Genomic DNA, 24242 nt, shown 5'->3' on the forward strand with positions numbered 1-24242 from the left:
AAGGACGTAGTCCTTTCGAAACCTGGGATTCAAGCCGCTCGGGTTATTGGCGGGGTGTCGGCTCACGTCGTCTGGCGTATCCGGCTCATTCCTTGACGCAACGCCTCGTTCATCCGGCTCTGCCAGCCCTCGCCGGTCGCCTTGTAGGCGGACAACACATCGGCATCGACCCGCAGCGAAACGTGTTCCTTGGGCGCGGCCGAGCGTGGGCGTCCGCCCTTGTTCTTCGGCAGGGCCGCGAACAGGCTCGCGGGCGCCTCGGCGATCGGGCGGGCTCGCGCCGCCTCTTCCTCCGTCATCTCGGGCGCCATCACGTCGTCGACGTCCTCGGGCATCGCGCCCGGCGGCTGGTCACTCGGGCGGGTTGTGCTGGGCATAGGTGCGCCTCTCCTTCTCGCTGGCGGTGCGCAGGCTGACGAGCGACCACGCTTCCGTGCCGAGCGGCGACAGAATCGCGGTGACGATCCGGCCATCGCTCCACAGCCCGACGACCAAGAACCGCTCCCGGCCGGTGCGACTGGGCGCGGTCTCGGCGAACACGGCGTTGCTGGCGTCGAAGTGCGTCGCGAAGTCGGCAAAATCGAAACCGTGCTCTCGGAGGTTCAGCGCTCGCTTCGGCTCATCGTAGGGGATCGCCATAGAGGTTTTTGTAGCACGAAAACCGGGCGGGCCAAACAGGTCTTCCCGCCCCCGCCGCTCCGTCCGAGAGGCATCTCGACGTTGCGAACCCGGGCTCCGCCCTGGACCCGCGAAAGGACTTGTCCTTTCAAAGCTTCGGACTTTTTTACCATGGCCACGCTTCGAGCGTGTTCGGCCTTACGGGCGCCACAGCTCAGTGGTCCTCCGGTGCCCGGTTCTCGGCAAAACATCGGATGATGGCTTCGACTTCGGCTAGAAGCGATGAAGCGGCCGAGTTGTTCGAAGTGGCCGCGGCGCCGAGAGGGCGCCGCCTGGAGGATTGACGGTGATGACCAGACGCGGGTTCAGGATGCTCGTGGCGGCCGGGCTGACGGCCCTGGCCGGCGGGGCGCAGGCCGCGCAATGCGGCAACACCGCCGCCGGGTTCGAGGCCTGGAAGGACCAGTTCGCCGCCGAAGCGCGCGGCCGGGCGAGCGCGGCGAGCCTGCAGGCGCTGGCCGGCACCTCGTACTCCACGGCGACGATCTCGGCCGACCGCGGCCAGAAGAGCTTCAAGCTCTCGCTCGACCAGTTCCTGGCCAAGCGCGGCGGCAACACCATCGTCTCGCGCGGGCGCGCCCTCAAGGCGCAGAACGCGGCGCTCTTCGCCTCGATCGAGCAGCGCTACGGCGTGCCGCCGGGCCCGCTGGTCGCGATCTGGGGCATGGAGACCGGCTTCGGCGCCGTGAAGGGCAACGTCAACACGCTGTCCGCGGTGGCCACGCTCGCCTACGATTGCCGCCGCTCGGAGTTCTTCACCGACCAGCTCTACGCCGCGCTCAAGCTCGTCGACAGCGGCATCATCAACTCTGCCACCCGCGGCGCCGCCCACGGTGAGGTCGGCCACACCCAGTTCCTGCCGAAGAACGTCCTGACCTACGGCGTCGGCGGCAGCCTCGACAGCGCCCCCGTCGCCCTGAACTCGACGGCGAACTTCCTGAAGGGCCACGGCTGGCAGCGCGGCGCGGGCTACCAGCCCGGCGACCCCAACTTCGCCGCCATCCAGGGCTGGAACGCGGCGGGCGTCTACCAGCGCGCCATCGCGATCCTCGGCGCGCGCATCGACGGCCAGTGAGCCCTTACGGCGGGCCGTCCGCGGCCCGCCGTTCCAGCCGCTCGGCGACGAGCGTTTGCAGGGTCCACAGGTGCCGGTCGCGGATGCCGAGATCGGCGCAGGCCTCCACCGTGCGAAACAGATACTCGGCGCTCGGGCCGAGATGGCCGCAGGCCGCCGCGATCTTGTCCGCGAGCGCCTCGTCCGACAGGCGGCCGGTGTAGCGCTCGCTCGAACGGTTCGCCACGAAGGTCAGCGCGGGCAGCGGGCCTTCCTCCGTCGCGACGCTGAGCCAGCGGGCCTCGTAGCCCTTGCCCTTCATCTCGCGGCGCCAGACCGGCATCAGCGTCGCGTGCGGGTCGGCCTCGTCGAGCCGGAACGCGACGCCCCGGCACAGCCCGCCGCGCTCCAGCGCCAGCACGAGCCCCGGCCGCTCCGGCGTGCCGCGGAAGCGATGCTGCAACAGGCAGAACCGCCGGTGCCAGCCCCGCACCGTGCCGACGCGTTTTTCCGAGAACGCGAATTCCGGATTCCACAGCAGCGAGCCGTAGGCGAACACCCACAGCCCCCCCTCGGGTGACAGGCGGCGGGCCAGCATCGCGGCGAGATCGGGCGCCATGTCCGCGTCGGTGAGGAGCGCGAGGGCGCTCGGATCGTCCGCGATCTTTTGGGGGTGGGCGCGGGCGATGAGGTCGAGGGAGAGGGTAGGAGAGGGGGGACGGGGAGGCATCGCCTTCCAGCGGAACACTCCCCGAGCGTGAGCGCAACCCTCGCTCCCACGCTACCCCCTCATCCTGAGGTGCCGCGTCAGCGGCCTCGAAGGAGGGCTCCAGCTCGCCGCGCGATCCCTGGAGCCCTCCTTCGAGGCTTCCGCTTCGCTCCAGCACCTCAGGATGAGGGGGAAGGGGGGAGCGGCGTTGGGCGCCTACGCCGCCGTATCCAACTCCGGGAACGGCTCGCTGCGGTGCCCCTCGCAGACATCCTCCTCGTCGCGCAGCACGCTGAGCGCGCCGCCCTCGTCGCGCACCACGAGCTTGGGCCGCTCCGGCTTGCCGAAGGTGCGTCCGAACATCCGCGTCCTGACGCAGTAGAGCCGCCGCCCGCCATCCTCGAACGGGCCGGCCAGCCGGCTGTGCTCCAGCCGCACGGGCAGCAGCGAGACCGAGCCGAACTCGACCTGCCCGAGCGCCAGGGCGGCGATGCGCTCGCGGAGCGTACCGGGGGCGGCGCGGGGCGGCGGTGCGGTTGCGGTGCAGGCGCCGAGCCAGACGGCAAGTCCCGCCGCGCCCCACACCCCGCCGCCGCTCCGCATCGCCGAATCTCCCGCCCCACGAGAAGCGTAGCCGTTTCGAGCCCTGCGTGAAACGGCTCCGGCGGCGCAATCGATCCGCCGTCATCCCGGGGCCGCGTAGCAGAACCCGGAATCCACCCGATATGCGCGGCTGCGTGATGCGCCGCGGCCAGTTGTGGATTCCGGGTTCGCCTGCGGCGCCCCGGAACGACGGTGCACACATTCCATCCCCCAAACCCGAAAAACCCCTATCTTCCCCCCATGCAATGGATCGACGAGGGCCTCGTGCTGGGCCTGCGCAGGCACGGCGAGACGTCGGTCGTGCTCGAACTGATGACGCCGGAGCGCGGGCGCCATCTCGGGCTCGTCCATGGCGGGCGCTCGCGGCGGATGCAGCCGGTGCTCCAGCCGGGAAACTGGGTGCGGGCGACGTGGCGGGCCCGGCTCGACGGGGCGCTCGGCGCCTACACGGTCGAGCCGCTGCGCTCGGAGGTCTCGCGGCTGATGGGCTCGGGGCTGGCGCTCTATGGGCTCGGCCATCTCTGCGCGCTGCTGCGGCTGCTGCCCGAGCGCGATCCCCATCCCGACCTCTACGAGGCGGCCCGCGTCCTGATCGAACACCTCGACGAACCCGAGATCGCGCCGGCCCTGATGGTGCGGTTCGAACTCGCGGTGCTGGCCGGCCTCGGCTTCGGGCTCGATCTCGCCCATTGCGCGGCGACGGGGGCCAACGACGCCCTGGTCTACGTGTCGCCCAAAAGCGGGCGCGCGGTCAGCGCCTCGGCGGGCGAGCCCTACCGCGACCGCCTGCTGGCGCTGCCGCCGTTCCTGCGCGACCGCGCGCAGCCGGGCAGCGGCTGGCGCACGCCCGACGCCCAGGATGTTCGGGAGGGGTTTACCTTGACGGGGTATTTCCTCGATCAGCACGTCTGGCGCCCCCGCGCGCTGGCGCCGCCGGAGGAGCGGGCACGATTCGTCGCACACGGCACTGGCCAGGGGTGACGACGTTCGTGTTATGTTCTTTCTGATTCTTTCGTGCAGCGGGGACGGCCGAGGCCGCCCGCGCTGCGCCCGGCAAAAAATCGCCGCCCCGCCGTCGCGGGGGCGGACGACGAAGGATCGTCGTCCGTTCCAGTTTGTCTTGGAGTGAACGATGGGCCAGCCCGTCCTGCCGCCGCCGGGCGACGGCATCGAGAGCGTCGAGCTGAAGACGGCGCTGGAGGAGCGCTACTACGCCTACGCGCTCTCCACGATCATGCAGCGCGCCCTGCCGGACGCCCGCGACGGCCTCAAGCCGGTGCATCGGCGCATCCTGCACGGCATGAACCTGCTGCGGCTGAACCCGACCGCCGCGTTCAAGAAGTGCGCCAAGATCGTCGGCGACGTGATGGGCGACTTCCACCCCCACGGCGATCAGGCGATCTACGACGCGCTGGTGCGCCTCAGCCAGGATTTCGCCCAGCGCTATCCGCTGGTCGACGGCCAGGGCAACTTCGGCAACATCGACGGCGACGGCCCCGCCGCCTACCGCTACACCGAGGCGCGCCTCACCGAGGTCGCCCGCTTGCTGCTCGACGGGATCGACGAGGAGACGGTCGATTTCCGCCCCTCCTACAACGGCGAGAAGGACGAGCCGGTCGTCCTGCCGGCGGCCTTTCCGAACCTCTTGGCCAACGGCTCGCAGGGCATCGCCGTCGGCATGGCGACCTCGATCCCGCCGCACAACGCCGCCGAACTCTGCGACGCGGCGCTCTACCTGATCCAGAACCGCGAGGCGTCCTCCGAGCAGCTCTGCACCTTCGTGCAGGGGCCGGACTTTCCCACCGGCGGCATCCTGATCGATACGCCGGAGACCATCCGCGAGGCCTACCGCACCGGCCGCGGCGGTTTTCGCGTCCGCGCCCGCTGGGCCAAGGAGGATCTCGGCCGCGGCACGTGGAACATCGTCGTCACCGAGATTCCCTACGGCGTGCCGAAGGCCCGGCTCATCGAGAAGCTCGCCGATCTCCTCCAAGAGAAGAAGCTGCCGCTGCTCGCCGACGTGCGCGACGAATCGGCCGAGGACGTGCGCGTCGTGCTGGAGCCGCGCTCGCGCTCGGTCGATCCGGTGATGCTGATGGAATCGCTGTTCCGGCTCTCGGAGCTGGAGGCACGGATCCCGCTCAACCTCAACGTGCTGGTGGGCGGCCTCGTCCCCCGCGTCATCGGGCTCGCCGAATGCCTGCGGGAATGGGTCGATCACCGCCGGGTCGTGCTGCAGCGGCGCTCGACCTACCGCCTCGGCCAGATCGAGCGGCGCCTCGAAATCCTCGGCGGCCTGCTCATCGTCTATCTCGATCTCGACGAGGTGATCCGCATCATCCGCGAGGAGGACGAGCCGAAGGCCGCGCTGATGGCCCGGTTCGAGCTCACCGAAATCCAGGCCAACGCCATCCTCGACACGCGTCTCCGCTCCCTGCGCAAGCTCGAAGAGATGGAGCTGAAGCGCGAGTTCGACGCGCTGACCGCCGAGAAGGCCGGCATCGAGGCCCTGCTCGGTTCCGAGAAGCTGCAGTGGACCGAGATCACCAAGCAGATCCGCGCGGTGAAGAAGACCTTCGGGCCGGACACCAAGCTCGGCAAGCGCCGCACCACGCTGGAGAACCCGCCGGACACCGCCGGCATCGACTTCACCTCGGCCATGGTCGAGCGCGAGCCGATCACGGTGCTTCTCTCCGAGAAGGGCTGGATTCGCGCGCTCAAGGGCCACGTCGCCGACCTGTCGGGCGTCGCCTTCAAGGGCGACGACACGCTCAAAGTCTCGTTCCCGAGCGAGACGACGCAAAAGCTCCTGCTGCTCGCCTCGAACGGCAAGGTCTTCACCATCGAAGCCGCGAAGCTGCCCGGCGGGCGCGGCTTCGGCGATCCGGTGCGGCTGATGGTCGATCTCGACGACGGCACCGAGATCGTCGCCGCGCTCCCCTACCGGCCGGACGGCAAGCTGCTGATCGCGGGCTCCGATGGGCGCGGCTTCATCGCCCCCTCCGACGCGCTGGTGGCCAACACCCGCAAGGGCAAGGCGATCCTCGGCCTCGACGAGGGCGCCAAGGCCGTCCTCCTCGTGCCGGCCGAGGGCGACCACGTCGCGGTCTGTTCCTCGGACAAGCTGATGCTGGTCTTCCCGGCCTCGGAACTCACCGAACTCGCCCGCGGCAAGGGCATGCGGCTGCAACGCTGCCGCATGAGCCAGCTCGCCGACGCCTGCGTGTTCACGCTCGGCGAGGGCCTGCCTTGGCGCGACGGCTCGGGCCAAGCCAAAATCGCCAACGCCGCCATGCTGGAAAAATGGATCGGCCACCGCGCCGAAGCCGGCCAGCTGATGAGCCGGAGTTTCCCGAAGTTCGAGCGGTTCGGGAAGTAGGAGGCTCCGCTTCCCTCCCATCCTTCAACCCCCTCATCCTGAGCGGCGGAGCAAAGCGTAGCCTCGAAGGAGGGCTCCAGGGATCGCGCGATACACTGGAGCCCTCCTTCGAGGCTGCTTCGCAGCACCTCAGGATGAGGGTTTAGGGTTGGATGAAGCACAGTATCGAGCCGGATCGAACTTCGAAGCCAAGTCGAAAAACCCCGACGCACCTTGAGAAGCCCGCGCCGCCCCTCGTGAAAGCTCCGGCCAGGGCCGGATCAACTCGAGATTTAAAACTCACCGGAATCATACGCAATAAAAATTGCATTCCTGCCGTGAGGTTGTAAGGCTTCTCGTCGCGAAGCGGGGGCGAATGCAATGCCGGATCAACCGTTTTCCCTGACGGGAGGCCAAGTGCTCGTCGCGCTCGCGGTGTGCGGCATCATGGGGATGATGGGCCAGGGCGTGCGCGCCATCGTCGGCCTCAAGAACGCCGGCTCGCTGGACGGCAGCCGCGGCAATTCGCAATCGCCGTTCGACGCCGCCTATCTGGCGCTGAGCTTCATGATCGGCGCCATCGCCGGCATCCTGGCCGGCCTCGTCACGGGCCTCGACCAGTTCACCACCGGCCTGACGCTGCAGAAACTCCTGGCGATCGCGGCCTCCGGCTATGTCGGCGCGGATTTCGTCGAGAACTCGATGTCGCTGGTGTTGCCCAAGGGCGCCCCCGCGCCGCAGGCACCGCCGCCGGCTCCGAGCCCGGCGCCGGCCGAAATCGCGCCCGTGGCCCCGCCGCCGCCCGTCCCCTCGCTCGCGCCCGCCGCGGCCGACCGCTTCACCGCAGCCCTCCATGCGGTCGCCCCGCGAGTCGATATCGGCAAGTGGGGCCGCCCGCTCGAGGACGCCTTCGCCAGGTTCGATTTCGGCACCGACCGGAGGCAAGCGGCGGCCGTCGGCCAGTTTCTGGTCGAGGCGGGCGACGCGCTCAGTGAGGTCGTGGAAGACCTGTACTACACCCATGTCGAGGCGGTGATGCGGGCGTTCGGACCGCACTTCGCCAGCGAGGCGGAGGCGGCGCAGTTCCTGCGCGATCCGCGCAAGCTCGCCAACCGGGTCTACGCCAACCGCCTCGGCAACGGCGACGAGGCTTCCGGCGACGGCTACCGCTATCGCGGGCGGGGGCTGATCCAGCTCACCGGCAAGGACGAGTACGCCGATTTCGCCAGGAGCATCGGCCAGACCCCGGAGCAGGCCTCCGATCTCTGCGAGACGGCCGAGGGCGCCGCGATGTCGGGCTGCTGGTATCTCGCCGCGCGCCACGGCCTGCCGCCCGCCGACGCCTGGGACATCCGCATGGTGACGCGGCTGGTGAACGGCCCCCGGATGCTCGGGCTTGCCCAGCGCACCGCCTATTCGAACGCGATGCTGGAGCGGCTTCGGGGGTAGGGGCAGGCCCGGCCTGGCGCCCGCTGAGGTGCGAGCCCCGGAACTCACACGCAAATGTTAACCGGTCCTCCGCAATGCCTTTTAAGTTGCGTTAGCATCTAACATTTAAAGCTGTCGCCCCAGCAGAAAGGCAGGGGCGCATGTTCCGGAGAGACGAAGGCGGGGCGGTCATCGTCGTCGTGAGTCTGATCATTCCGGCTCTGCTGATCGGCCTCGGCGGGGCGATCGAAGCCTCGCGCGCGGTGAGCTTCCGGCAGCAATTGGCGAGCGCCGTCGAGCTGTCGTGCAAGCAGGGCGCGCTCTACGTCAACGCCAGCAAGACCAAGGACACGCCGACCCTCGTCGACGGCAAGCCCGTGTTCAAGTCGCGCAGTAACGAAGTCGAGGCCATCGCGACGCGGAACTTCGAAGCGAAGAACATGTCGGCGGCGGTTCGGGGCAAGAACATGAACCCCGACGATCTGCACGTCCATGTCGAGGCGAGCGCGACGATGCCGCTGGTCCTCGCCAAGGTCCTGCGCAAGGAGACGATGAGCTTCTCGGTCGCGAAGGATTGCAGCACCATCACGACCGCAGAGGGGTACAACAACACGGTCAGCCCCTCCGTCGTCTTCCGCGAATCGTTCGAGGGCGGCCACTCCATCTCGGCCGATACCGGCACCGGCTGGGGCGTCGTCGGCGGATACCGCAACAGCAACGCCTGGAACGGCTGGACCACGCAGGGCGCGGGCGTCGAGATCGACAGCCAGCGCAGCATCGCCGTCAGCAAGGTGCTGTTCGGCTCCTACTTCGCCGAGCTGGACAGCGACTGCAACACGTCGGCCAACACCGGCAACCGCAGCTGCAAGTCGAACTCGACCATGGCGCGGACCGCCACCCTGACGCCCGGCACCTACCAGATCCGCTACTGGTACATCGCCCGCCAGCAGGACGGCTCGGTCGGCAGCCGCGTCGTCTGCGGCGCCAAGGACGGCGACGTCTCGTACTACACCAAGGACGGCCAGACCAACCGCATCGAGGTTTTCTTCGAGAAGAAGGGCAACTACAACTACAATTTCGCTAACCTCGTCGATGTCTGCGTGATGTCCAACGAGTGGACCGAGCGCGTCATCAACGTGAAGGTCACGACCGGGGACGAGTATCGCTTTTCCTGGCGGGCCGCGGGCCGCGAGGATACCTATGGCGGGTTGATCGACAACATCCGCATCTGCCGCAACTACTGCCCGGCGGCCTGAGCCATGCGGCGCCCCGCTCCCTTCAGCGCTGCCGCCCGGCGCCTCGGGCGCGACCGGAGCGGGGCGACCAGCGTCGAGTTCGCGATCCTGGCCTGGCCGCTCGTCGCGCTGATCCTGATGGCGTGCCAAGTGGCGATCCACCAGTATACGGTACTGATGTTGAGCAACACCCTGTTCGACACCGCGGCCACGCCGCAGGTCTCGGTGCTGGCGGGCAACCAGTCGGGCTACAAAAGCGACGTCTGCGCCAAGCTGCCGTTCATGACGACGAAGACCTGCGAATCCAGTCTCCTGGTCGAGATGGCGCCTTTGTCCGCCGTCCCCACCGCGGCGCAGGCCATTCAAGGCACCGTCTTCTCTTCCGGCCTGCCGATGAACGTGCTGGTGCTGCGCGCCTCCGTTCCGATTTTGCGGGTCTTCCCGGCCCTGCCCAAGGTCTCGGCCCAGGCTTCCGTCGTGTTCCGCAGGCCCTGACATGCGCGCGCGCCTTCGCACCCCGCGGGATTGGTTGGCCGACCGGGACGGCAGCGTGCTGGTCGAGTTCGCCGTCCTCAGCATCGTGCTGCTGATGTTCTCCGCCGCGGGCGTCGATCTGGCCAACATCGCCGGCTACCACCGCGAGATCGAGCGCTCGACCACGCAGATCGCCGCCGCGATCACCTCGTGCCCGCCGTCCTCGACGCCGGGCTACGTCAGTTGCACCACGGATACGATCAAGGACTACACCGCCCGCAAGGCGAATACGCTGATCCGGTTCCCGACGATGGAACTGTCGATCATGCAGATCAACAAGGTGTCGGGCGCGATCCGGGTCTGCGCCGGGACCGGCACCTATCTCGACGCCGACATCAAGACCCGCGCGCTCGCCGTGCTCGATGACAAGGACGTCGCCATCGTCGTCGTCATGTCGATGAACTACCTGGCGTTCCTGCCGGTGCTGACCAAGCTCTATGTCGGCTCGGGCTCGAAGACGCTGCGCGGCTTCACCATCGCGGTCCAGGCCAGCAACGCCCAGGTTTGCTGACGCTCAGGTCTGGGGCCCGAGCCCGTCCGGCCGGTCCACGTCGAAGCCGGTTGCAGCGTCGCCCGGCACCTCCAGCACGTCGGTCCGGCGGCTCAGCAGCGGACCGGCGCCGCGGTCGCCGGAAAGGGCTTTCAGAGCGTCTTTCAGCACGTTCAAATCGAGCAGAATCGGGTTGCCGCGGCGGTGATCTCGAACCGGAACCACGGCGCTCGGGGCAGGATCGGCCGCCCGGTAGGCCGCGATCAGCCCGTCGAGATGGGCCGACCCGATCCGCGGCATGTCGCCGAGCAGCACCAGGGCGGCCCCCGTTCCCGGTGGCAAAGCGGCGAGCCCGGCCCGCAGCGAGGTCGAGAGCCCGGCGGCATGGTCGGGGTTCTCGACCAGCGTCAGGTCGAGCCCGTCGAGCGCCGCCGCGACCGGCCCGGCATGGGCGCCCAGCACCACCACGACCGGCCGCGCCTCGGACGCCAGCGCGGCTTCCGCGGCATGGCGCACCATCGCTTTGCCGGCGAAGTTCGCCAGCATCTTCGGCTGCGCCCCGAACCGGGTCCCGAGCCCGGCGGCCAGGATCACCGCCGCGATTTTGGTCTCAGGCATCCTCGCCCGCCCGCGGCTGGCCGCGCTGGGGGATCTCGCTGAGTAGCCCGCCGACGCCCATCCGCACGATGTCGGCCCGCGTCACGGCAATGCCGGCGAGCAGCCGGTGCAGGACGAAATCGAAGCCGTTCTCCTTGGGCGAGCGGGCGCAGCCCGGCGCGCCGATCACCGGCATGGTGCCGAGTTGCCCCAACAGCAGCAGGTTGCCCGGATCGACCGGCATGCCGAACTGCTCGACCCGGCCGCCCGCCGCCTCCAGCCCGGCCGGGATCACGTCGCGCCGGTCGGCGATAGCCGAGGCGCCGAACACCACGGCCAGCTCGCATCCTTCCGCCCCGATCCGGCCTAGGGCCTCGGCCACCGCGTCCGCGGCATGCGGCACGCGGGTCTCAGTGACGATCCCGGCGCCGGTCGGCGCGAGCCGATCTCCCAGCGCCCGCAACGTTTTAGCGATCGTCGCGGGTTTCAGGCCGGGCAGCAGCGTCGAGACCACGCCGACCCGCCTCAGCCGGTAGGGGGCGAGCCGCAGCGGCGGGCGGGGTGCGACGGCCACCGCCCGTTCCAGGGCGGGGCCGGCGACCGCGTAGGGGATGATCTTGATCGTCGCGACCATCTCGCCCGCCGCCACCGGGCGGAAGGCCGGCAGGGTCGCGACCGTGATCGCCTCGTCCACGAGGTTGACCGCATCGATCCCCGCGGGCTCGACCAGCAGCACGCCCGCGGCCCCCGCCACGAGGTTGCAGCGGCCGGTGAACGCCCGCTCCGGCGCCAGCCCCTCGCCGGCCAGATGCAGCGCCAACGTCGCGGCGGCCTCGTCCTCGCCGACATCGCCCGGATCGAGCCGCACCGCCACGATCTCGCCGTGGCCGGACTCGGCGAGCCGCAACGCCTCCTCCGCCGGGATCGGCCGGCCCTTGCGCAAGGTCGCGCCCTCCGCCCGCACGGTGTGGGCCGCGATCAAGCCTGCGCTGTCGCGCGTCGCGACCGGTCCGAACCGCATCGGATCAGGCCCCCGCCCGCGCGGCGATCCGCTCGCGCCGCAGGGTCGCGACGACCTGGGCCAGGATGGCGAGCGCGATCTCGGCGGGGGAGACGGCGCCGATATCGAGCCCGATCGGCGCGTGGATGCGGGCAATCTGCTCGTCCGCGAAGCCGGCTTCCTTCAGCCGCTCGACGCGGCGCGCATGCGTCTTGCGCGAACCCAGCGCGCCGACATAGGCGCAGTCCGCCTTGAGCGCCGCGCTCAGTGCCGGATCGTCGATCTTGGGATCGTGGGTCAGCGCCAGGAGCGCGGTGTAGGCGTCGAGCGCAACCGTTCGAAGAGCCGTGTCGGGCCACTCGGCGATCACCGTGACGCCGGGGAAGCGCTCAGGGCTGGCGAAGGCGGTGCGCGGATCGATCACGGTGAGGTCGAGGCCGAGCTGTCGCGCCATCGGGGCCAGCGCCTGGGTGATGTGCACCGCGCCGACCGCGACGAGCCGCACCGGCGGGGCGTGGACGGCGACGAAGAGCGGGTGGCCTTGCCGATCCTCCACGAGGCCGCTGGCGCCGCTGGCGAGCCGTTTGCGCAGCACCTCGGCCAGGGGATCGGCGTCGATCTCAGGCTCCCGCACGAGGCGTTGGCGGCCGTCGGCCGGATCGGTGACGACGAGCGCCGGGCGGCGGGCGGCGCGCTCGGCGTTGAGGGCGGTCAGGGTGTCGAGGCGCATCGTATCCCTCAATCCACCCGTTCGACGAAGACGCGGATGCGCCCGCCGCAGGAGAGCCCGGCCCGCCATGCGGTCTCGTCGGCCACGCCGAATTCGAGGGTGCGGGGCCGCCCGTCGCCGATCACGTCGAGCGCCTCGGTAATGACCTCGCCCTCGACGCAGCCGCCGGAGACCGAGCCGAGGAAGCCGCCCGCCTCATCGATCAGCAGATGGCTGCCGACCGGGCGCGGGGCCGAGCCCCAGGTCTCGATCACGGTGGCGAGCGCGACCGCGCGGCCCTCGCGCCGCCACGCTTCGGCGGCGCGCAGGATGTCGTCCTCGGTGGAGAGCATTTTTTCAAGTCTCGGATCGCGCGGTCCGCTGGCCCAACGTCGACTTTGAGTCCGAGCGTCCCTTTCCCGACAGGTAGGCGCACGGTGCCGTTCCGCAATGCGGCGCGAGAGGCCGCTTGCGCGGGAAGCGGCGGCCCTTATCAAGGAGGGCTCGTCGTTCGGGAAAGGTCGATCGCTGTGACGGGACGGATCGCGCGCTTGGCCCTCGCCCTGTGGCTCCTCAGCGGCGCCGCGCAGGCGGCCGAGCCCCTGCGGATCGGGCTGGCCCTGCCGCTCTCGGGCGCGGATGCCGGCTTCGGCCAGGGCGCCCGGCTCGGGGCTGAGCAGGCGGTGGCCGAGATCAACCGCGCGGGCGGCGTGCTTGGCCAAAAACTCCAGCTTGTGGTGCAGGACGATGCGGGCGACCCGAAGCAGGCGGTGGCCGCGGCCCGCAAGCTCGCGGCAAGCGGCGTGCGCTTCGTCGTCGGTCCCATCAATTCGGGGGCCGCGGCTGCGGCGAGTTCGGTCTACGAGGAGGCCGGCATCGTCTCGGTCGTGCCCGGCGCGACCTGGGCGCCGCTCACGCGTCGCGGCGCGAACCTGCTGTTTCGGCTGGCCGGCAGCGACGCGCAGCAGGGGGCGCTCGGCGGCACGCTGCTGGCCCAGCGGTTCCGCGACCGGCCGGTGGCAATCGTCCACGACAAGACCAGCTTCGGCCGCGCGCTCGCCGACGAGGCCGCCCGCGCGCTGAAGGCCGGGGGCGGTCGCGAGCGGCTGTTCGAGGGCGTCTCCCGCGACGACCGAGAGGTGGCGGGGTTGGTGGCCAAGCTCAGGGCGCTCGGGATCGAGGCGGTGTATTTCGGCGGCCTCCAGGCGCCCGCCGCCCTGCTGGTCAAGGCGATGCGCGAGGCCGGCCTGAGCACGATGCTGATCGGCAGCGACGGCCTCCTCGATAAAGATTTTTTGCAAGGGGCCGGTCCCGCCGCGGAGGGGACGGTGATGACGCTCGTGCCCTCGCCCCCGCGGCTGCCCGAGGTCCGGGGCGCCGCCCGCGCGCCGCGCGCGCCGGAAGCCGAGATGTTCGCCGGGCCCGCCTACGCCGCGATCGAGGTCATCCGCCAGGGGGCGGAAGGCGCGCACTCGACCGATCCGGCCAGGGTCGCGGCCCATCTCCACGGCGGGGCGCAGCTGCGCACGCTCATCGGCGAGATCGCGTTCGATGCCCGCGGCGACCTCGCCCGGCCGCCCTTCGCGGTGGCGACGTGGCGCAAGCTTGCCGACGGCCGGATCGACTACGCCGGCACCGAGGCGGTGCCGTAGCCCGCGAAATCGGCCGGCGACGAGCTTTCCCTTGACGATAAACCCGCGTGCGGCGCCGCATATTCTTGCGCAAACTCCCTTCGACGCTTAAGTCGCGGGGCTGGTGCCTTTCGCGAAACGCCCGCCGCCCTGGCTTGTGCCGGGGCGATGGCTCGGCTCATCGGGAATTTCGCGAGCGGCACCTGACGCCCGGCCCGCGCCTCGCGCACCCCGAGCCCGACGCTCGGCGGATCGGACCCGTGGACCTGCGCGTTCTGCACGACAGATTTTTCAAATTGGCCGGTGCGCCCCGTGCAGGCGGCTCGGCCGGAGACGAGTGTATGGCAAAAGAAGAACTGATGCAGTTCGACGGCTTGGTCGTCGAAATCCTGCCGGACGCGCGCTACCGGGTGCAGCTCGACCAGGGCCACGAGATCGTGGCCTACACGGCCGGCAAGATGAAGAAGAACCGCATCAAGACCCTGGCCGGAGACCGCGTCACCGTCGAGATGTCCCCCTACGACCTGGAAAAGGGCCGTCTGGTGTTCCGCCACAAGGACGAGCGTGGCCCGACCGGCCCCCGCCCGCCCCAGCGCGGCGGCCAGCAGTTCCGTCGCCGCTGACGCGACGACCCTCGCCCGCCTGACGAAGAGCGGCCGGCCTTAACGGTCGGACGAAGCGGGCTTGCGCTTCGCCTCTGCCCGGCAGCGGTCGGAGCAGTAGCGAACCTCGTCCCAGTCCCGCTCCCACTTCTTGCGCCACGCGAACGGCTTTCCGCACTGCGCGCAGATCTTCTGCGGGAGATCGCCCTTCCGGCGCATGGGGGGCATCGGTGATCCTTCGCCGTCAGCGCCCGAGATGCGGCACTTCCGCGAGCGGCACCGGGCTCCAGCGGGTGAGCAGCACGTAGCCGTCGCGGGCGGCGATCACGACCTGGCGGCGGTGGCGATGCGTCACCGTCCCGGGCGTGTGGCGGTGGGCTTCGCGCCAGCCCTCGGCCTCGGCCACGAAGACGCGGTTGTCGCCGAGCTTCGCGATGGTCTCGATCCGCCCGAAGGCGCGGATGCGGCGCAGCACCTCGTCCACGTCCTGGCGGAAATCGAGGGTGCGGTCGGCGTCGCTCACCCGCGGCCAGTAGGAGCCGTCGCCCTGCGGCTCGGGCCGGCGCCAGCGCTCGGCGAGTTCGCGGCCGATCGGTCCCACGGCGAGGCGGCGGGCCGCCATCTGGCACTTGATCAGCAGGGTCTCGTGGCTCTCGCGCGGGTCGGTCGGAAACAGCTCCTGGGCGAGGATGTCGCCGGTGTCGAAGCCCCGCTCGGCCAGCACGTGGGCGGTGACGCCCCAGCTTTCGTAGCGGTCCGTCACCGCCCGGAACAGCGGGTAGGGCCCCCGCCCCGTCGGCAACGGCGAGGGATGGATGTTGAGCGCGTAGCGCACCCGCCCGTGCCAGCCGCGCACCAGCCAAGGGTAGCCCGCCACCACCAGCGCCACGTCGCGCCCGTGCTCCTTGGCCAGCCCCTCGATGTCGTCCGGCAGCATGCGCGAGAGCTGGATCGGGATGCGGTGGCGCCGGGCGTGGGCCACCACGACGTCGTTGTGGTCGTAGACCGCGTCGCAGGGCCGCGTGAACAGCTTGACCGGCGTCCAGCCCGCCTCGACCAGACCGTCGAAGACGGAGCCGAGGAAGTCGATGCCGGCGAACGCGAATTTCATCTCGGACCCTGCCTGTTTCGTTCGCCTGCGACCTTACGTGCCGGGGACGAACCGCCCCGTCCAGCTCCACGGCGGGCCGCCGGACCTTAGCTAGCCGATCCGGGACAGAGGTGAAGCCGGAAAGGTGGGCTCAAGATGGATCGCGTCGTGATCTATGGAGGGGCGGGCGGCATCGGCGGCGCCACGGCCCGGCTGTTGCGGGCGCGCGGCGTGCCGCTCCACCTTGTCGGCCGCGATGCCGGGCGCCTGGAGCAGATGGCCTCCGAACTCGGCGAGACCGGCTTCACCGCGGGCGACGTGACCGATCCGGGCCTGTTCGCCCGCGTCGCCGAGGCGGCGGGGGATCGCCTCGGCGGCCTCGTCTACGCGGTGGGCACGATCCAACTCGCGCCGCTGGCCAAACTGAATCCCGAGCGGATCGAGGCCGATTTCCGCATCAACGCGCTCGGCGCCTTCCTGGCGGTGCAGTCCTCGGTAAAAGCGCTCAAGGCCGGGGCCGGGGAAGGGACTTCGGGCGTCGTGCTGTTCTCGACGGTCGCGGTCGCGCAGGGGTTTGCCAACCACGCGTCCGTCGCCATGGCGAAGGGCGCCGTCGAGGGGTTGGCCCTGTCGCTCGCCGCCGAACTCGCGCCCGCGATCCGGGTCAATGTGGTCGCGCCCTCGCTCACCCGCACGCCGCTGGCCGAGTCCATTACCCGCAACGAGGCACTGGCCTCCGGGATCGCCGGCATGCACGCGCTCCAGCGCCTCGGCGAGCCGGAGGATGTCGCCGAACTCGCGGCCTTCCTGGTCGGCCCGCAGGCCGGCTACGTCACAGGCCAAGTCATCGGCGTCGATGGTGGGCGCTCGCGCCTGCGCACCAAGGGCTGAGGATCGCTGCGGTGAGAACCCTTCGCCTGATCCTCGGCGACCAGCTTCACCGCCGCATCGCGACGCTCTCCGATTTCGACCCCGAAGCCGACATCGTCCTGATGGTCGAGGTACGGGCCGAGGCGACCTATGTCCGCCATCACAAGCAGAAAATCGCCTTCCTGTTCTCGGCGATGCGCCACTTCGCCCGCGATCTGGAGGCGGAGGGCATCACGGTCGATTACGTCCGCCTCGACGATCCCGAGAACACCGGCTCGTTCACGGGTGAACTGGAGCGGGCGTTCGAGCGGCACGCGCCGGAGCGCATCGTCGTCACCGAGCCCGGCGAGTGGCGCGTTTGGGAGATGATGCAGGACTGGCGGGAAAGCCTGCCGCTGGAGATCCGCGAGGACAACCGCTTCCTCTGCTCCCGCGCCCGGTTCGAGGCCTGGGCCGAGGGCCGCAAGAGCCTGCGGATGGAGACGTTCTACCGCGACATGCGCCAGCGCACCGGCCTCCTGATGAAGGGGGCCGAGCCCGAGGGCGGGCGCTGGAACTACGACGCCGAGAACCGCAAGGCCCTGCCGAAATCGTTGGAGCCGCCGGAGCGCCTCGCCTTCCCGCCGGACACGATCACGCAAGAGGTGATCGCGCTGGTCGAGGCCGAGTTCGGCGCGCATTTCGGCCGGCTCGATGGTTTTTCCTGGCCCGTCACCCGCGCCGACGCGCTCAAGGTGCTGGCCGGCTTCCTGAAGGAAGGGCTGCCGTGCTTCGGCGACTATCAGGACGCCATGCGCGACGGTGAGCCGTTCCTCTACCATTCGCTGATCTCGCCGATGCTGAACGCCGGCCTCCTCGACGCGGAGGAGGTCTGCCGCGCCGCCGAGCGGGCCTATCGCGAGGGCGGGGTACCGCTGAACTGCGCCGAGGGCTTCATCCGCCAGATCCTCGGTTGGCGCGAATACGTGCGCGGCCTCTACTGGGCGCGCATGCCCGACTACGCCCGCACCAACGCGCTGTCGGCGAAGCGCGACCTGCCGTGGTTCTACTGGTCGGGCGAGACGGAGCTGAATTGTCTGAGGGCCTGCATCGGCCAGACCCGCGACCACGCCTACGCCCACCACATCCAGCGCCTGATGGTGCTCGGCAACTTCGCCCTGATCGCCGGGATCGAGCCGGCTCAGGTCGAGGAATGGTATCTCCTCGTCTACGCCGACGCCTACGAGTGGGTCGAACTGCCCAACGTCCACGGCATGGTGCTGTGGGCCGATGGCGGTGTGATGGGCTCCAAGCCCTACGCGGCGTCGGGCGCCTATATCGACCGGATGTCGGATTACTGCCGGGGATGCGCCTACGACGTGAAGCTGAAGGCCGGGCCGAAGGCGTGTCCGTTCAACTATCTCTACTGGAATTTTCTGATCGAGAACGCGAAGCGCCTGTCGGGCAATCCGCGCATGAGCATGCCCTACCGTACCCTGGAGCGGTTCGGACCGAAGCGCCGGGCCGAGATCGCGGCGGATGCGGGCCGCTTTCTCGATTCTTTGGCTGCGGATCAGAGCGAATTCCAGATCGCCAGCCCGAGATAGGGGCCGGGGCGGGCGCGTCCGTTGGCCTGCCCCTCGAACTGGCAGCCCGCCGAGAGGCGGAAGCGGTAGCCGCCGAAGGCGTAGTCGGTCGCGTGGAGCCCCAAACTCCATTTGCGGTAGCCGGTGCGGTCGAGGTAGGCCGCCGCCTCCGGGCCGAGATAGGCGCCGAACATCGAAAAACCCCAGGACAGGCGGGCCCAAGCATCGTTCCTCGCCGAGCCGAGGATCACGGTGGCGGTCGCCAGCGTGGATTCGGTGGGCCGAGCCCAGACCTCGCCATGCAGGCGCAACCCTCTGCGTAGCGGCAGCATCACCGCGCCGCCCGCGCCCGTCAGCATCTCGGCGGAGAGTTCGGGCCCCGCCAGCACCGTCACCACGCCCCAGGGCCGCACGAACTGGTAGCCGCCGAGCGCCGCGCCGAGCAGAGTGGTCCGCACCAGCACCGGCAGGCGGCCGCCGCCCTCCAGGCGCATCCCGCCGCCGCCGCTCACCAGCACGACCGGTCCGTCGCGGTCGAACCGGTCGAAGGCGACCTTGGCGCCGCTGGTCGAGAAGGTCGAGGCGCCGGCCTCCAGGCTGCTGAACAGCACGGTGCGCAGGCCCGCATCCTCCGCCGCGGCCGGGCTCCCGCTCGCGGTGAGGGCGAGGGCGGCCGTCCACCGACGCACGTGTGCCCAAGCCACGCGCCGCGCCCGCGGCGGCGTGCCGTCGTTCTCGTTCGTGTGGATGCCCCTCCGCATCGGTCGTCGCGTGCATTCGTGCCGAGGGGGCGAATGTCTGTCGCAATCTCAGGCTGTGACCAGAAGTTTATGAAACATTAAGCAAATTTCCTGCTCGGCTCATCTCTAGGTTAATAAATAAGGCGATCGCCCAACCTGAAGGTTTCGATTAAAGAGGAGGTCGTCGCTGGAGTGATTCGCCGCACGCGGGCAAGTGCCCCGCACTCGCACCCGCTTGGCGGAACCCTCCGGTTGGGCTAGAGCCGCGCCTGTCCGAAGCCAATGGCCGAGCCGGTTTGTCCTCCGCTGCGCGCACCTCCGATGTTCTCACCTTGCTTGCGAGCCAGGAGAGCGAGCGGCTGACGGTCGGCGAGATCATCGCCGTGCTGCGCGACCGGGCGTTCGCGCTGCTCGTGGTGCTGCTCGGCCTGCCCAATTGCCTGCCGATGCCGCCGCCGATCCCGCTGGTCTGCGGCCTGCTCCTGCTGCTCATCGCGGTGCAGATCGTGGCCGGCATGTCCTCGCCGTGGTTGCCCAAGCGCGTGCTCGGCCAGTCGGTCGCCCGCGAGACCGTGGCCAAGGCCGTCACCCGCGCGGTGCCGTTGCTGCGGCGTCTGGAGCGCTGGTCGAAGCCGCGGATGAGCGTGTTCGAGACCGCTATCGGCATGCGCAGCACCGGCGTGCTGATCCTGGCGATGGCGCTGGCCCTGATCGTGGCGCCGCCCTTTTTCGGCCAGATCCCGCTGGGGCTCGCGGTCTCGCTGATCGGGCTCGGGCTGGTGGAGCGCGACGGCATCGTCGTGCTGATCGGCGTCGCCATCGGCGGCGTCGGCGTCGGCATCTCGATCGGCTTCGTCTACACCCTGTTCGCCAGCGTGATGAGCGCCCTGCACTGGCTCAGCCAGTCGATTCCGGGGTTGGCGTCGTAAGACCGCTCTCCGACGGGTCGCCCGGATCAAGCCGCATCGACTCGCCGAGTCGATGCGCGGGCTCCGAACCGGCTGTCGGTGGACGAAGCTCTCCGCTGCGACGACTCTTCCCCCACCGAGGAGGGCGGATCACGCCTCCAGATGGCGCCGCCGGACGAGACGGCGCAGCAGGCCGCCGCGGGGGCCGATCAGCATCGAGACGAGGTAGAGCGCGCCCGCCGCCAGCACGATCGCCGGCCCGGTCGGGAGGCGGATGCCGGCGTGGTAGGAGACGAGGAGGCCGGTCACGCTCGCCAGCATCGAGATCAGCATCGACACCGGGATCAGTCCCGAGAGGTCGGCGGCCCAGAACCGGGCCGCGATGGCCGGCAGCAGCATCAGGCCCACCGCCAGCAGCGTGCCGAGCGCCTGGAAGCCGCCGACGAGGTTGATGACGACGAGCGCCAGGAAGGCCGAGTGTACCGGCCCGCCGACGCGCCCAACGGTGCGCAGAAAAAGCGGATCGACGCACTCGATCACCAGCGGGCGGTAGAGGGCGGCGAGCGCCACCAGCGTCAGGCTGCTGATCCCGCCGAGCAGCGTCAGGGCGTCGTCGTCGAGCGCCAGCACCGTGCCGAACAGGATGTGCAGGAGATCGATCTGCGAGCCGCGCAGCGAGACGAGAAAGACGCCGCCGGCGAGCGAGATCAGGTAGAAGGCGGCGAGACTCGCATCCTCCTTCAGCACCGTCGAGCGGGTGACGAAGCCCGCCGCCAGCGCGACCGCGAGGCCGGCGACGAGGCCGCCGAGCGTCATCGCCGGCAGCGACAGGCCGGCGACGAGGAAGCCCGCGGCGGCCCCGGGGAGGATGGCGTGGCTCATCGCCTCGCTCATCAGGCTCATCCGGCGCAGCATCAGGAAGACGCCGAGCGGTGGGGCCGACAGCGACAGGGCGAGGCAGCCCGCGAGCGCCCGGCGCATGAAGCCGAACTCGACGAAGGGGCCGACGAGAAGGTTCGGCAGGTCGGCGAGCGTCACGGAGCGGCTCCGTGGCCGGCATGGGAATGAGAATGGGCGTGGTCGTGTCCGTGGTGGTCGTGCGCCGCGGTGGGGCCGACCTCGTGTCGGCAGATCGCGGCGGCCTCGTCCCAGGCCTCCGACAGGGCGAGCGCGCGGGCGAGCACCGGCGGCGTCAGCACTTCGGCGGTCGGCCCCCAGGCGATGGGGCGGCGGGCCAGCACCAGGGTCGAGGGGAAATGCGCGCGCACCTGATGCAGGTCGTGGAGCGCGGCGATCACGGTGCGGCCCTCGGCATGCCAGCCGCGGATCAGGGCCAGGAGGTCGGCGGTGGTGCGCTCGTCGATGCCGGTGAAGGGCTCGTCGAGCAGTATCAACTGCGCGTCCTGCAGGATCAGCCGGGCGAACAGCGCCCGCTGGAACTGGCCGCCCGAGAGGGTGCCGATCGGCCGGTCCTCGAAGCCGGTGAGCCCGACCGCGGCGAGCGCGTCGAGCAGTCTCTGGCGGTGCCGCTTGAGGCTCGCCCAGGCGCCGAAGGGCCGCCACAGGCCCATCGCGGCGAGATCCAGCACGCTGACCGGGAAGCTGCGGTCGATCTCGGCGGCTTGGGGCAGGTAGGCGACGGCCTTGGTCCCCGTCTCGATCGCGCCGTCGAGCGCCCCGACCTCGCCGACGATGCCCTTGAGCAGCGTCGACTTGCCGGCGCCGTTCGGGCCCACCAGCGCCAGCAGGTCGCCGGTCGCGACCGTGCCGTCGAGATGATGGACGGCCGGATGCCGGTCGTAGCCGAGCGTCAGGCCGCGGAAGCGGATCGCGCTCACGGGGCCACCGCCCACAGGATCACGGCCCAAAGCAGCCCCGAGAGGATGAGCGCTGCGGCCACGCGCAGGGACGCCCCGCCGCGGAACAGGGAGCGGCGCGGGAGACGGTCGGCCCCGCCGGCACGGATCATGGGGCTTTCCCGGAGGTGTGAGCGGTGTCGAGGCGGGCGCCGCGCCGTCGTTGCCCGATGGCGGGCGGGCGCCTATCTTGAGGCGGCTGATACACTGTAACACGGCCTCGTTTCAATCGGGCCGGATGGGGAGGCCGGGATGCGCGCAGACGCGCAGCACAACCCAAGTCACGATCGTCTGCACGATCATTCGCACTATCACCACCACGACGGGCCGCAGGGCCGGCACGGTTGCGGGCAATGCGCCGAGGGTGCGACCGAGCGGGCCGAGCGACTGTGCCAGGCTCGCGGGCTGCAATTCACGCCGCTCCGCCGGGACGTGCTGACGGTGGTGGCGGCGGAAGGGCGCCCGCTCGGCGCCTACGACATCGCCGAGCGGATGAGCGTGAAGGGGCGGCGGGTCGCGGCGGTCTCGGTCTACCGGGCGCTCGATTTTCTCACGGAGCAGGGCCTCGTCCACCGCATCTCCAGCCGCAACGCCTTCGTCTCCTGCGGCCACGAGCACGGCGAGGGCGCGAGCCTCGTCTTCCTGATCTGCCGCCAATGCGGCGGCATCGACGAGATGACGGCGCCTGCGGTGGAGAGCGCGCTCGGCGCCACCCTGGCGCGGGCGGGGTTCACGCCGACGAGCCGCATTCTAGAGGTCGAGGGCGAGTGCGGGGCGTGCCGCGAGCGCGGCGGAGCGGCCGGGGGCTGACGGTTCGACTCTACGCTCGTCATTCCGGGGCGCCGAAGGCGAACCCGGAATCCACGACTGGCCCCAACCCTTTGAGCGGTGCATCACGGGTGGATTCCGGGTTCCGCTGCGCGGCCCCGGAATGACGGCGGTGTTTCTAAAGGAATCAAAAGGCGTTGCGGTACGCCCGCGGTGAGATCACCGTCTGGACGATGATGCTCATGTCGAGCCAGATCGACCAGTTGTCGATGTAGTGCAGGTCGGCCTGGACGCGGGCTTCCATCGCCGCGTCGGTGCGGGTCTCGCCGCGGAAACCGTTGACCTGGGCCCAGCCGGTGATGCCCGGCTTCACGTTGTGGCGCCGCGCATAGAGGGCGATGCGGCGCTCGAAGCTGCGGTCGTGGGCGAGCGCGTGCGGGCGGGGGCCGACCAGCGACATGTCGCCGAGGATCACGTTGAGGAGTTGGGGCAACTCGTCGATGTTGGTCTTGCGTAAGAGCGCGCCGATGCGGGTGATGCGGTCGTCGTCGCGCGAGGCCTGCCGGAACGGCGCGTCGGCCTGCACCTTCATGCTGCGGAACTTGTAGACCCCGAAGGCCTGCTGGTTGAAGCCGTAGCGGCGCTGCCGGAAGAAGACCGGGCCGGGACTGTCGAGCTTGATCAGCACGGCGACCGCGAGGAACAGCGGTGCCAGCAGCACCAGCCCGATCCCGGCGAGCGTCAGGTCGAACACGCGCTTGAGCATCACCTCGCCGGCCGAGAGGGGGCGGCGGCCGATATTGATGCCGGCCAAGCGCCCGACGCGGGCGACCTGAAGGTCGGGGAAACGGTCCATCATCACGCCCGGGCGCAGATGCAGGGCGGCCGGCACCCGCAGGAAGGCGTCGATGCAGCGCTCGATGTCGGCGGCCTCCGACCACGGCACCAGCACGAACACGTCGTCGGGGCGCAGGAAGCGCACCACCGAGACGGCCAGATCGAGGTCTTCCGAGAGCAGGGCCTCGGCGCTGGCCGCCCCCGTGCTGGCGTTGAAGCGGCGCAGGTAGCTCGTCCCGACGACGCGCAGGCCCAGCGCCTCGACATCGTTGTTGGCGTAGAAGTTGGCGATGTCCTCCTCGTAGCCGACGAGGTGGACCCGGCTCGCCGAGGCCGAGGCCGGCGTCACGTGGCGGCGCACCAGGGCGACCATGCGGGCGCGCACGAACAGGGTGGCGGGCAGCCCGACGAGGAAGAAGGCGGCGGACGCGACGCGGGAGAAATCCGTCGAGATCTTGGTGGCGAAGCCGATCAGCAGGGCGACCGCCCAGGCGAGCAGCCACAGGGTCGCGGTGCGGCGCCGGTGCGGCGTGTTCGAGAGGCAATGCTCGATGCTGTACTCGCCGCGGACGAGATTGGTCAGCCCGATGATCAGGGCCAGCAGCCCAGCCGTCTGCACGTTGCGGCTGAGTGCGAGCGGGATCAGCTCGCCGCCGGTGCTGTAGGCGTAATAGGCGGCATCGACGAAGACACCTGTCGACGTAATAGCCAGAAAATCGGCGACCAGCAGGGCCAAGGAGATGCCGAGCCGCAGGGCCGTGCGCTCGCGCCGCGGCATCAGGGCGGCCCAGACGGCGCGGCGTGCCCGCCCGAGGGAGAGGCGCTGGTAGGTCTGCGGAGGACGCTCGTGAAACATGGGTCTCGCGCGGGTGCTGCCTTAAGGTGGCGCCGAAGTGCCGGCCTGAGGCGAGGACTGTCCCGGAACGAAACGACCGATCGTCGTCCCGCCCCTTCTCGGGGGTGTTGGCGCAAGCGGCGCA

General features: G+C 70.1%; 28 protein-coding genes. 13 read left to right on the plus strand and 15 right to left on the minus strand.

What is annotated here, in order from left to right; translation table 11 throughout:
- Positions 1-62 precede the first annotated feature (62 nt).
- Entirely contained in the window at positions 63-377 is a 315-nt protein-coding gene (locus ASG52_RS04105) for a BrnA antitoxin family protein (RefSeq protein ID WP_200945563.1), read from the minus strand.
- Complete coding sequence (locus tag ASG52_RS04110; RefSeq protein WP_056239347.1) at positions 352-639, minus strand: BrnT family toxin; 288 nt, start codon at positions 637-639, stop codon at positions 352-354. The genes ASG52_RS04105 and ASG52_RS04110 overlap by 26 nt, the downstream gene beginning before the upstream one ends.
- Before the next feature lie 328 nt (positions 640-967).
- Between ASG52_RS04110 and ASG52_RS04115 the strand changes: the two genes are divergently transcribed.
- Positions 968-1753: a lytic murein transglycosylase gene (locus ASG52_RS04115; protein ID WP_056239349.1), complete on the plus strand. Its 786-nt coding sequence runs from the start codon at positions 968-970 to the stop codon at positions 1751-1753.
- Between the two features lie 4 nt (positions 1754-1757).
- On the opposite strand, the gene ASG52_RS04120 is transcribed toward ASG52_RS04115, so the two are convergent.
- Together ASG52_RS04120 and ASG52_RS04125 are read right to left on the minus strand one after the other, a co-directional pair.
- The gene (locus ASG52_RS04120) at positions 1758-2462 is read right to left on the minus strand and encodes a gamma-glutamylcyclotransferase (RefSeq protein ID WP_056239540.1); all 705 of its coding nucleotides are present in this window, start codon (positions 2460-2462) and stop codon (positions 1758-1760) included.
- Positions 2463-2657: 195 nt separating this feature from the next.
- Positions 2658-3044: a hypothetical protein gene (locus ASG52_RS04125; RefSeq protein WP_056239352.1), complete on the minus strand. Its 387-nt coding sequence runs from the start codon at positions 3042-3044 to the stop codon at positions 2658-2660.
- A 240-nt stretch (positions 3045-3284) separates the two neighbouring features.
- Between ASG52_RS04125 and recO the strand changes: the two genes are divergently transcribed.
- From recO to ASG52_RS04155, 6 genes are all read left to right on the plus strand, one after another.
- Positions 3285-4025, plus strand: a complete 741-nt coding sequence (gene recO, locus ASG52_RS04130) for a DNA repair protein RecO (protein WP_056239355.1) — start codon at positions 3285-3287, stop codon at positions 4023-4025.
- Positions 4026-4176: 151 nt separating this feature from the next.
- Positions 4177-6423, plus strand: coding sequence for a DNA topoisomerase IV subunit A (gene parC / locus ASG52_RS04135; RefSeq protein WP_056239358.1), 2247 nt, complete (start codon positions 4177-4179; stop codon positions 6421-6423).
- Positions 6424-6819: 396 nt separating this feature from the next.
- A complete protein-coding gene (locus tag ASG52_RS04140; protein WP_156383771.1) occupies positions 6820-7851 on the plus strand; it encodes a glycoside hydrolase family 19 protein in 1032 nt (343 codons plus the stop codon).
- 140 nt (positions 7852-7991) lie between these two features.
- Positions 7992-9086: a TadE/TadG family type IV pilus assembly protein gene (locus tag ASG52_RS04145; RefSeq protein WP_056239363.1), complete on the plus strand. Its 1095-nt coding sequence runs from the start codon at positions 7992-7994 to the stop codon at positions 9084-9086.
- 3 nt (positions 9087-9089) lie between these two features.
- Positions 9090-9560: a TadE/TadG family type IV pilus assembly protein gene (locus ASG52_RS04150; protein WP_056239366.1), complete on the plus strand. Its 471-nt coding sequence runs from the start codon at positions 9090-9092 to the stop codon at positions 9558-9560.
- Position 9561: 1 nt separating this feature from the next.
- Positions 9562-10110 carry a TadE/TadG family type IV pilus assembly protein gene (locus ASG52_RS04155; RefSeq protein WP_056239367.1) on the plus strand — a complete coding sequence of 183 codons (549 nt, stop codon included), beginning with the start codon at positions 9562-9564 and terminating at the stop codon, positions 10108-10110.
- A 3-nt stretch (positions 10111-10113) separates the two neighbouring features.
- Here the strand turns inward: ASG52_RS04155 and ASG52_RS04160 are convergent, their stop codons facing one another.
- Genes ASG52_RS04160 through ASG52_RS04175 form a run of 4 tightly spaced genes read right to left on the minus strand, consistent with a single transcriptional unit; the run spans position 10114 to position 12748 of the window.
- Positions 10114-10707, minus strand: a complete 594-nt coding sequence (locus ASG52_RS04160) for a nucleotidyltransferase family protein (protein WP_056239370.1) — start codon at positions 10705-10707, stop codon at positions 10114-10116.
- Positions 10700-11707, minus strand: a complete 1008-nt coding sequence (locus tag ASG52_RS04165) for a molybdopterin-binding protein (RefSeq protein WP_056239372.1) — start codon at positions 11705-11707, stop codon at positions 10700-10702. Before ASG52_RS04165 ends, ASG52_RS04160 begins: the two co-directional genes overlap by 8 nt.
- 4 nt (positions 11708-11711) lie before the next feature.
- The gene (locus ASG52_RS04170) at positions 11712-12416 is read right to left on the minus strand and encodes an XdhC family protein (protein ID WP_056239374.1); all 705 of its coding nucleotides are present in this window, start codon (positions 12414-12416) and stop codon (positions 11712-11714) included.
- 8 nt (positions 12417-12424) lie between these two features.
- A complete protein-coding gene (locus tag ASG52_RS04175) occupies positions 12425-12748 on the minus strand; it encodes an XdhC family protein (RefSeq protein WP_056239377.1) in 324 nt (107 codons plus the stop codon).
- A gap of 189 nt (positions 12749-12937) precedes the next feature.
- Between ASG52_RS04175 and ASG52_RS04180 the strand changes: the two genes are divergently transcribed.
- Both ASG52_RS04180 and infA read left to right on the plus strand, forming a co-directional pair.
- Positions 12938-14047 (plus strand): branched-chain amino acid ABC transporter substrate-binding protein, encoded by a 1110-nt coding sequence (locus ASG52_RS04180; protein ID WP_056239543.1) that lies wholly within the window; start codon positions 12938-12940, stop codon positions 14045-14047.
- A 320-nt stretch (positions 14048-14367) separates the two neighbouring features.
- Positions 14368-14649: a translation initiation factor IF-1 gene (infA, locus tag ASG52_RS04185; RefSeq protein WP_056239380.1), complete on the plus strand. Its 282-nt coding sequence runs from the start codon at positions 14368-14370 to the stop codon at positions 14647-14649.
- 39 nt (positions 14650-14688) lie between these two features.
- On the opposite strand, the gene ASG52_RS25915 is transcribed toward infA, so the two are convergent.
- Entirely contained in the window at positions 14689-14856 is a 168-nt protein-coding gene (locus tag ASG52_RS25915; protein ID WP_200945564.1) for a DUF2256 domain-containing protein, read from the minus strand.
- A 16-nt stretch (positions 14857-14872) separates the two neighbouring features.
- Positions 14873-15739 (minus strand): formyltransferase family protein, encoded by an 867-nt coding sequence (locus tag ASG52_RS04190; protein ID WP_056239383.1) that lies wholly within the window; start codon positions 15737-15739, stop codon positions 14873-14875.
- Between the two features lie 135 nt (positions 15740-15874).
- On the opposite strand from ASG52_RS04190, the gene ASG52_RS04195 reads away from it, so the two are divergent.
- Positions 15875-16609 carry an SDR family NAD(P)-dependent oxidoreductase gene (locus tag ASG52_RS04195; protein ID WP_056239384.1) on the plus strand — a complete coding sequence of 245 codons (735 nt, stop codon included), beginning with the start codon at positions 15875-15877 and terminating at the stop codon, positions 16607-16609.
- 11 nt (positions 16610-16620) lie between these two features.
- Positions 16621-18174 (plus strand): cryptochrome/photolyase family protein, encoded by a 1554-nt coding sequence (locus ASG52_RS04200; RefSeq protein WP_056239387.1) that lies wholly within the window; start codon positions 16621-16623, stop codon positions 18172-18174.
- Here ASG52_RS04200 and bcsS read toward each other — a convergent pair.
- On the minus strand, positions 18141-18842 hold the full coding sequence (gene bcsS, locus ASG52_RS04205) for a cellulose biosynthesis protein BcsS (RefSeq protein WP_286158931.1): 702 nt from the start codon (positions 18840-18842) through the stop codon (positions 18141-18143). The genes ASG52_RS04200 and bcsS overlap by 34 nt on opposite strands.
- 347 nt (positions 18843-19189) lie before the next feature.
- Between bcsS and ASG52_RS04210 the strand changes: the two genes are divergently transcribed.
- The gene (locus tag ASG52_RS04210; RefSeq protein WP_286158932.1) at positions 19190-19822 is read left to right on the plus strand and encodes an exopolysaccharide biosynthesis protein; all 633 of its coding nucleotides are present in this window, start codon (positions 19190-19192) and stop codon (positions 19820-19822) included.
- A 129-nt stretch (positions 19823-19951) separates the two neighbouring features.
- On the opposite strand, the gene ASG52_RS04215 is transcribed toward ASG52_RS04210, so the two are convergent.
- From ASG52_RS04215 to ASG52_RS28180, 3 genes are read right to left on the minus strand one after another with little or no spacing between them, the layout of a single operon-like run.
- Complete coding sequence (locus ASG52_RS04215; protein WP_082552338.1) at positions 19952-20782, minus strand: metal ABC transporter permease; 831 nt, start codon at positions 20780-20782, stop codon at positions 19952-19954.
- 53 nt (positions 20783-20835) lie between these two features.
- Positions 20836-21639 (minus strand): metal ABC transporter ATP-binding protein, encoded by an 804-nt coding sequence (locus ASG52_RS04220; RefSeq protein ID WP_286158933.1) that lies wholly within the window; start codon positions 21637-21639, stop codon positions 20836-20838.
- Positions 21636-21770 carry a hypothetical protein gene (locus tag ASG52_RS28180; RefSeq protein WP_286158934.1) on the minus strand — a complete coding sequence of 45 codons (135 nt, stop codon included), beginning with the start codon at positions 21768-21770 and terminating at the stop codon, positions 21636-21638. The genes ASG52_RS04220 and ASG52_RS28180 overlap by 4 nt, the downstream gene beginning before the upstream one ends.
- Before the next feature lie 139 nt (positions 21771-21909).
- Here ASG52_RS28180 and ASG52_RS04225 point away from each other — a divergent pair, with 139 nt between their 5' ends.
- A complete protein-coding gene (locus ASG52_RS04225) occupies positions 21910-22467 on the plus strand; it encodes a Fur family transcriptional regulator (RefSeq protein WP_082552330.1) in 558 nt (185 codons plus the stop codon).
- 145 nt (positions 22468-22612) lie between these two features.
- On the opposite strand, the gene ASG52_RS04230 is transcribed toward ASG52_RS04225, so the two are convergent.
- Positions 22613-24118: a sugar transferase gene (locus ASG52_RS04230; protein ID WP_056239396.1), complete on the minus strand. Its 1506-nt coding sequence runs from the start codon at positions 24116-24118 to the stop codon at positions 22613-22615.
- Between the last annotated feature and the right edge of the window lie 124 nt (positions 24119-24242).

This window comes from Methylobacterium sp. Leaf456 (genome assembly GCF_001425465.1).
Classification (GTDB): domain Bacteria; phylum Pseudomonadota; class Alphaproteobacteria; order Rhizobiales; family Beijerinckiaceae; genus Methylobacterium.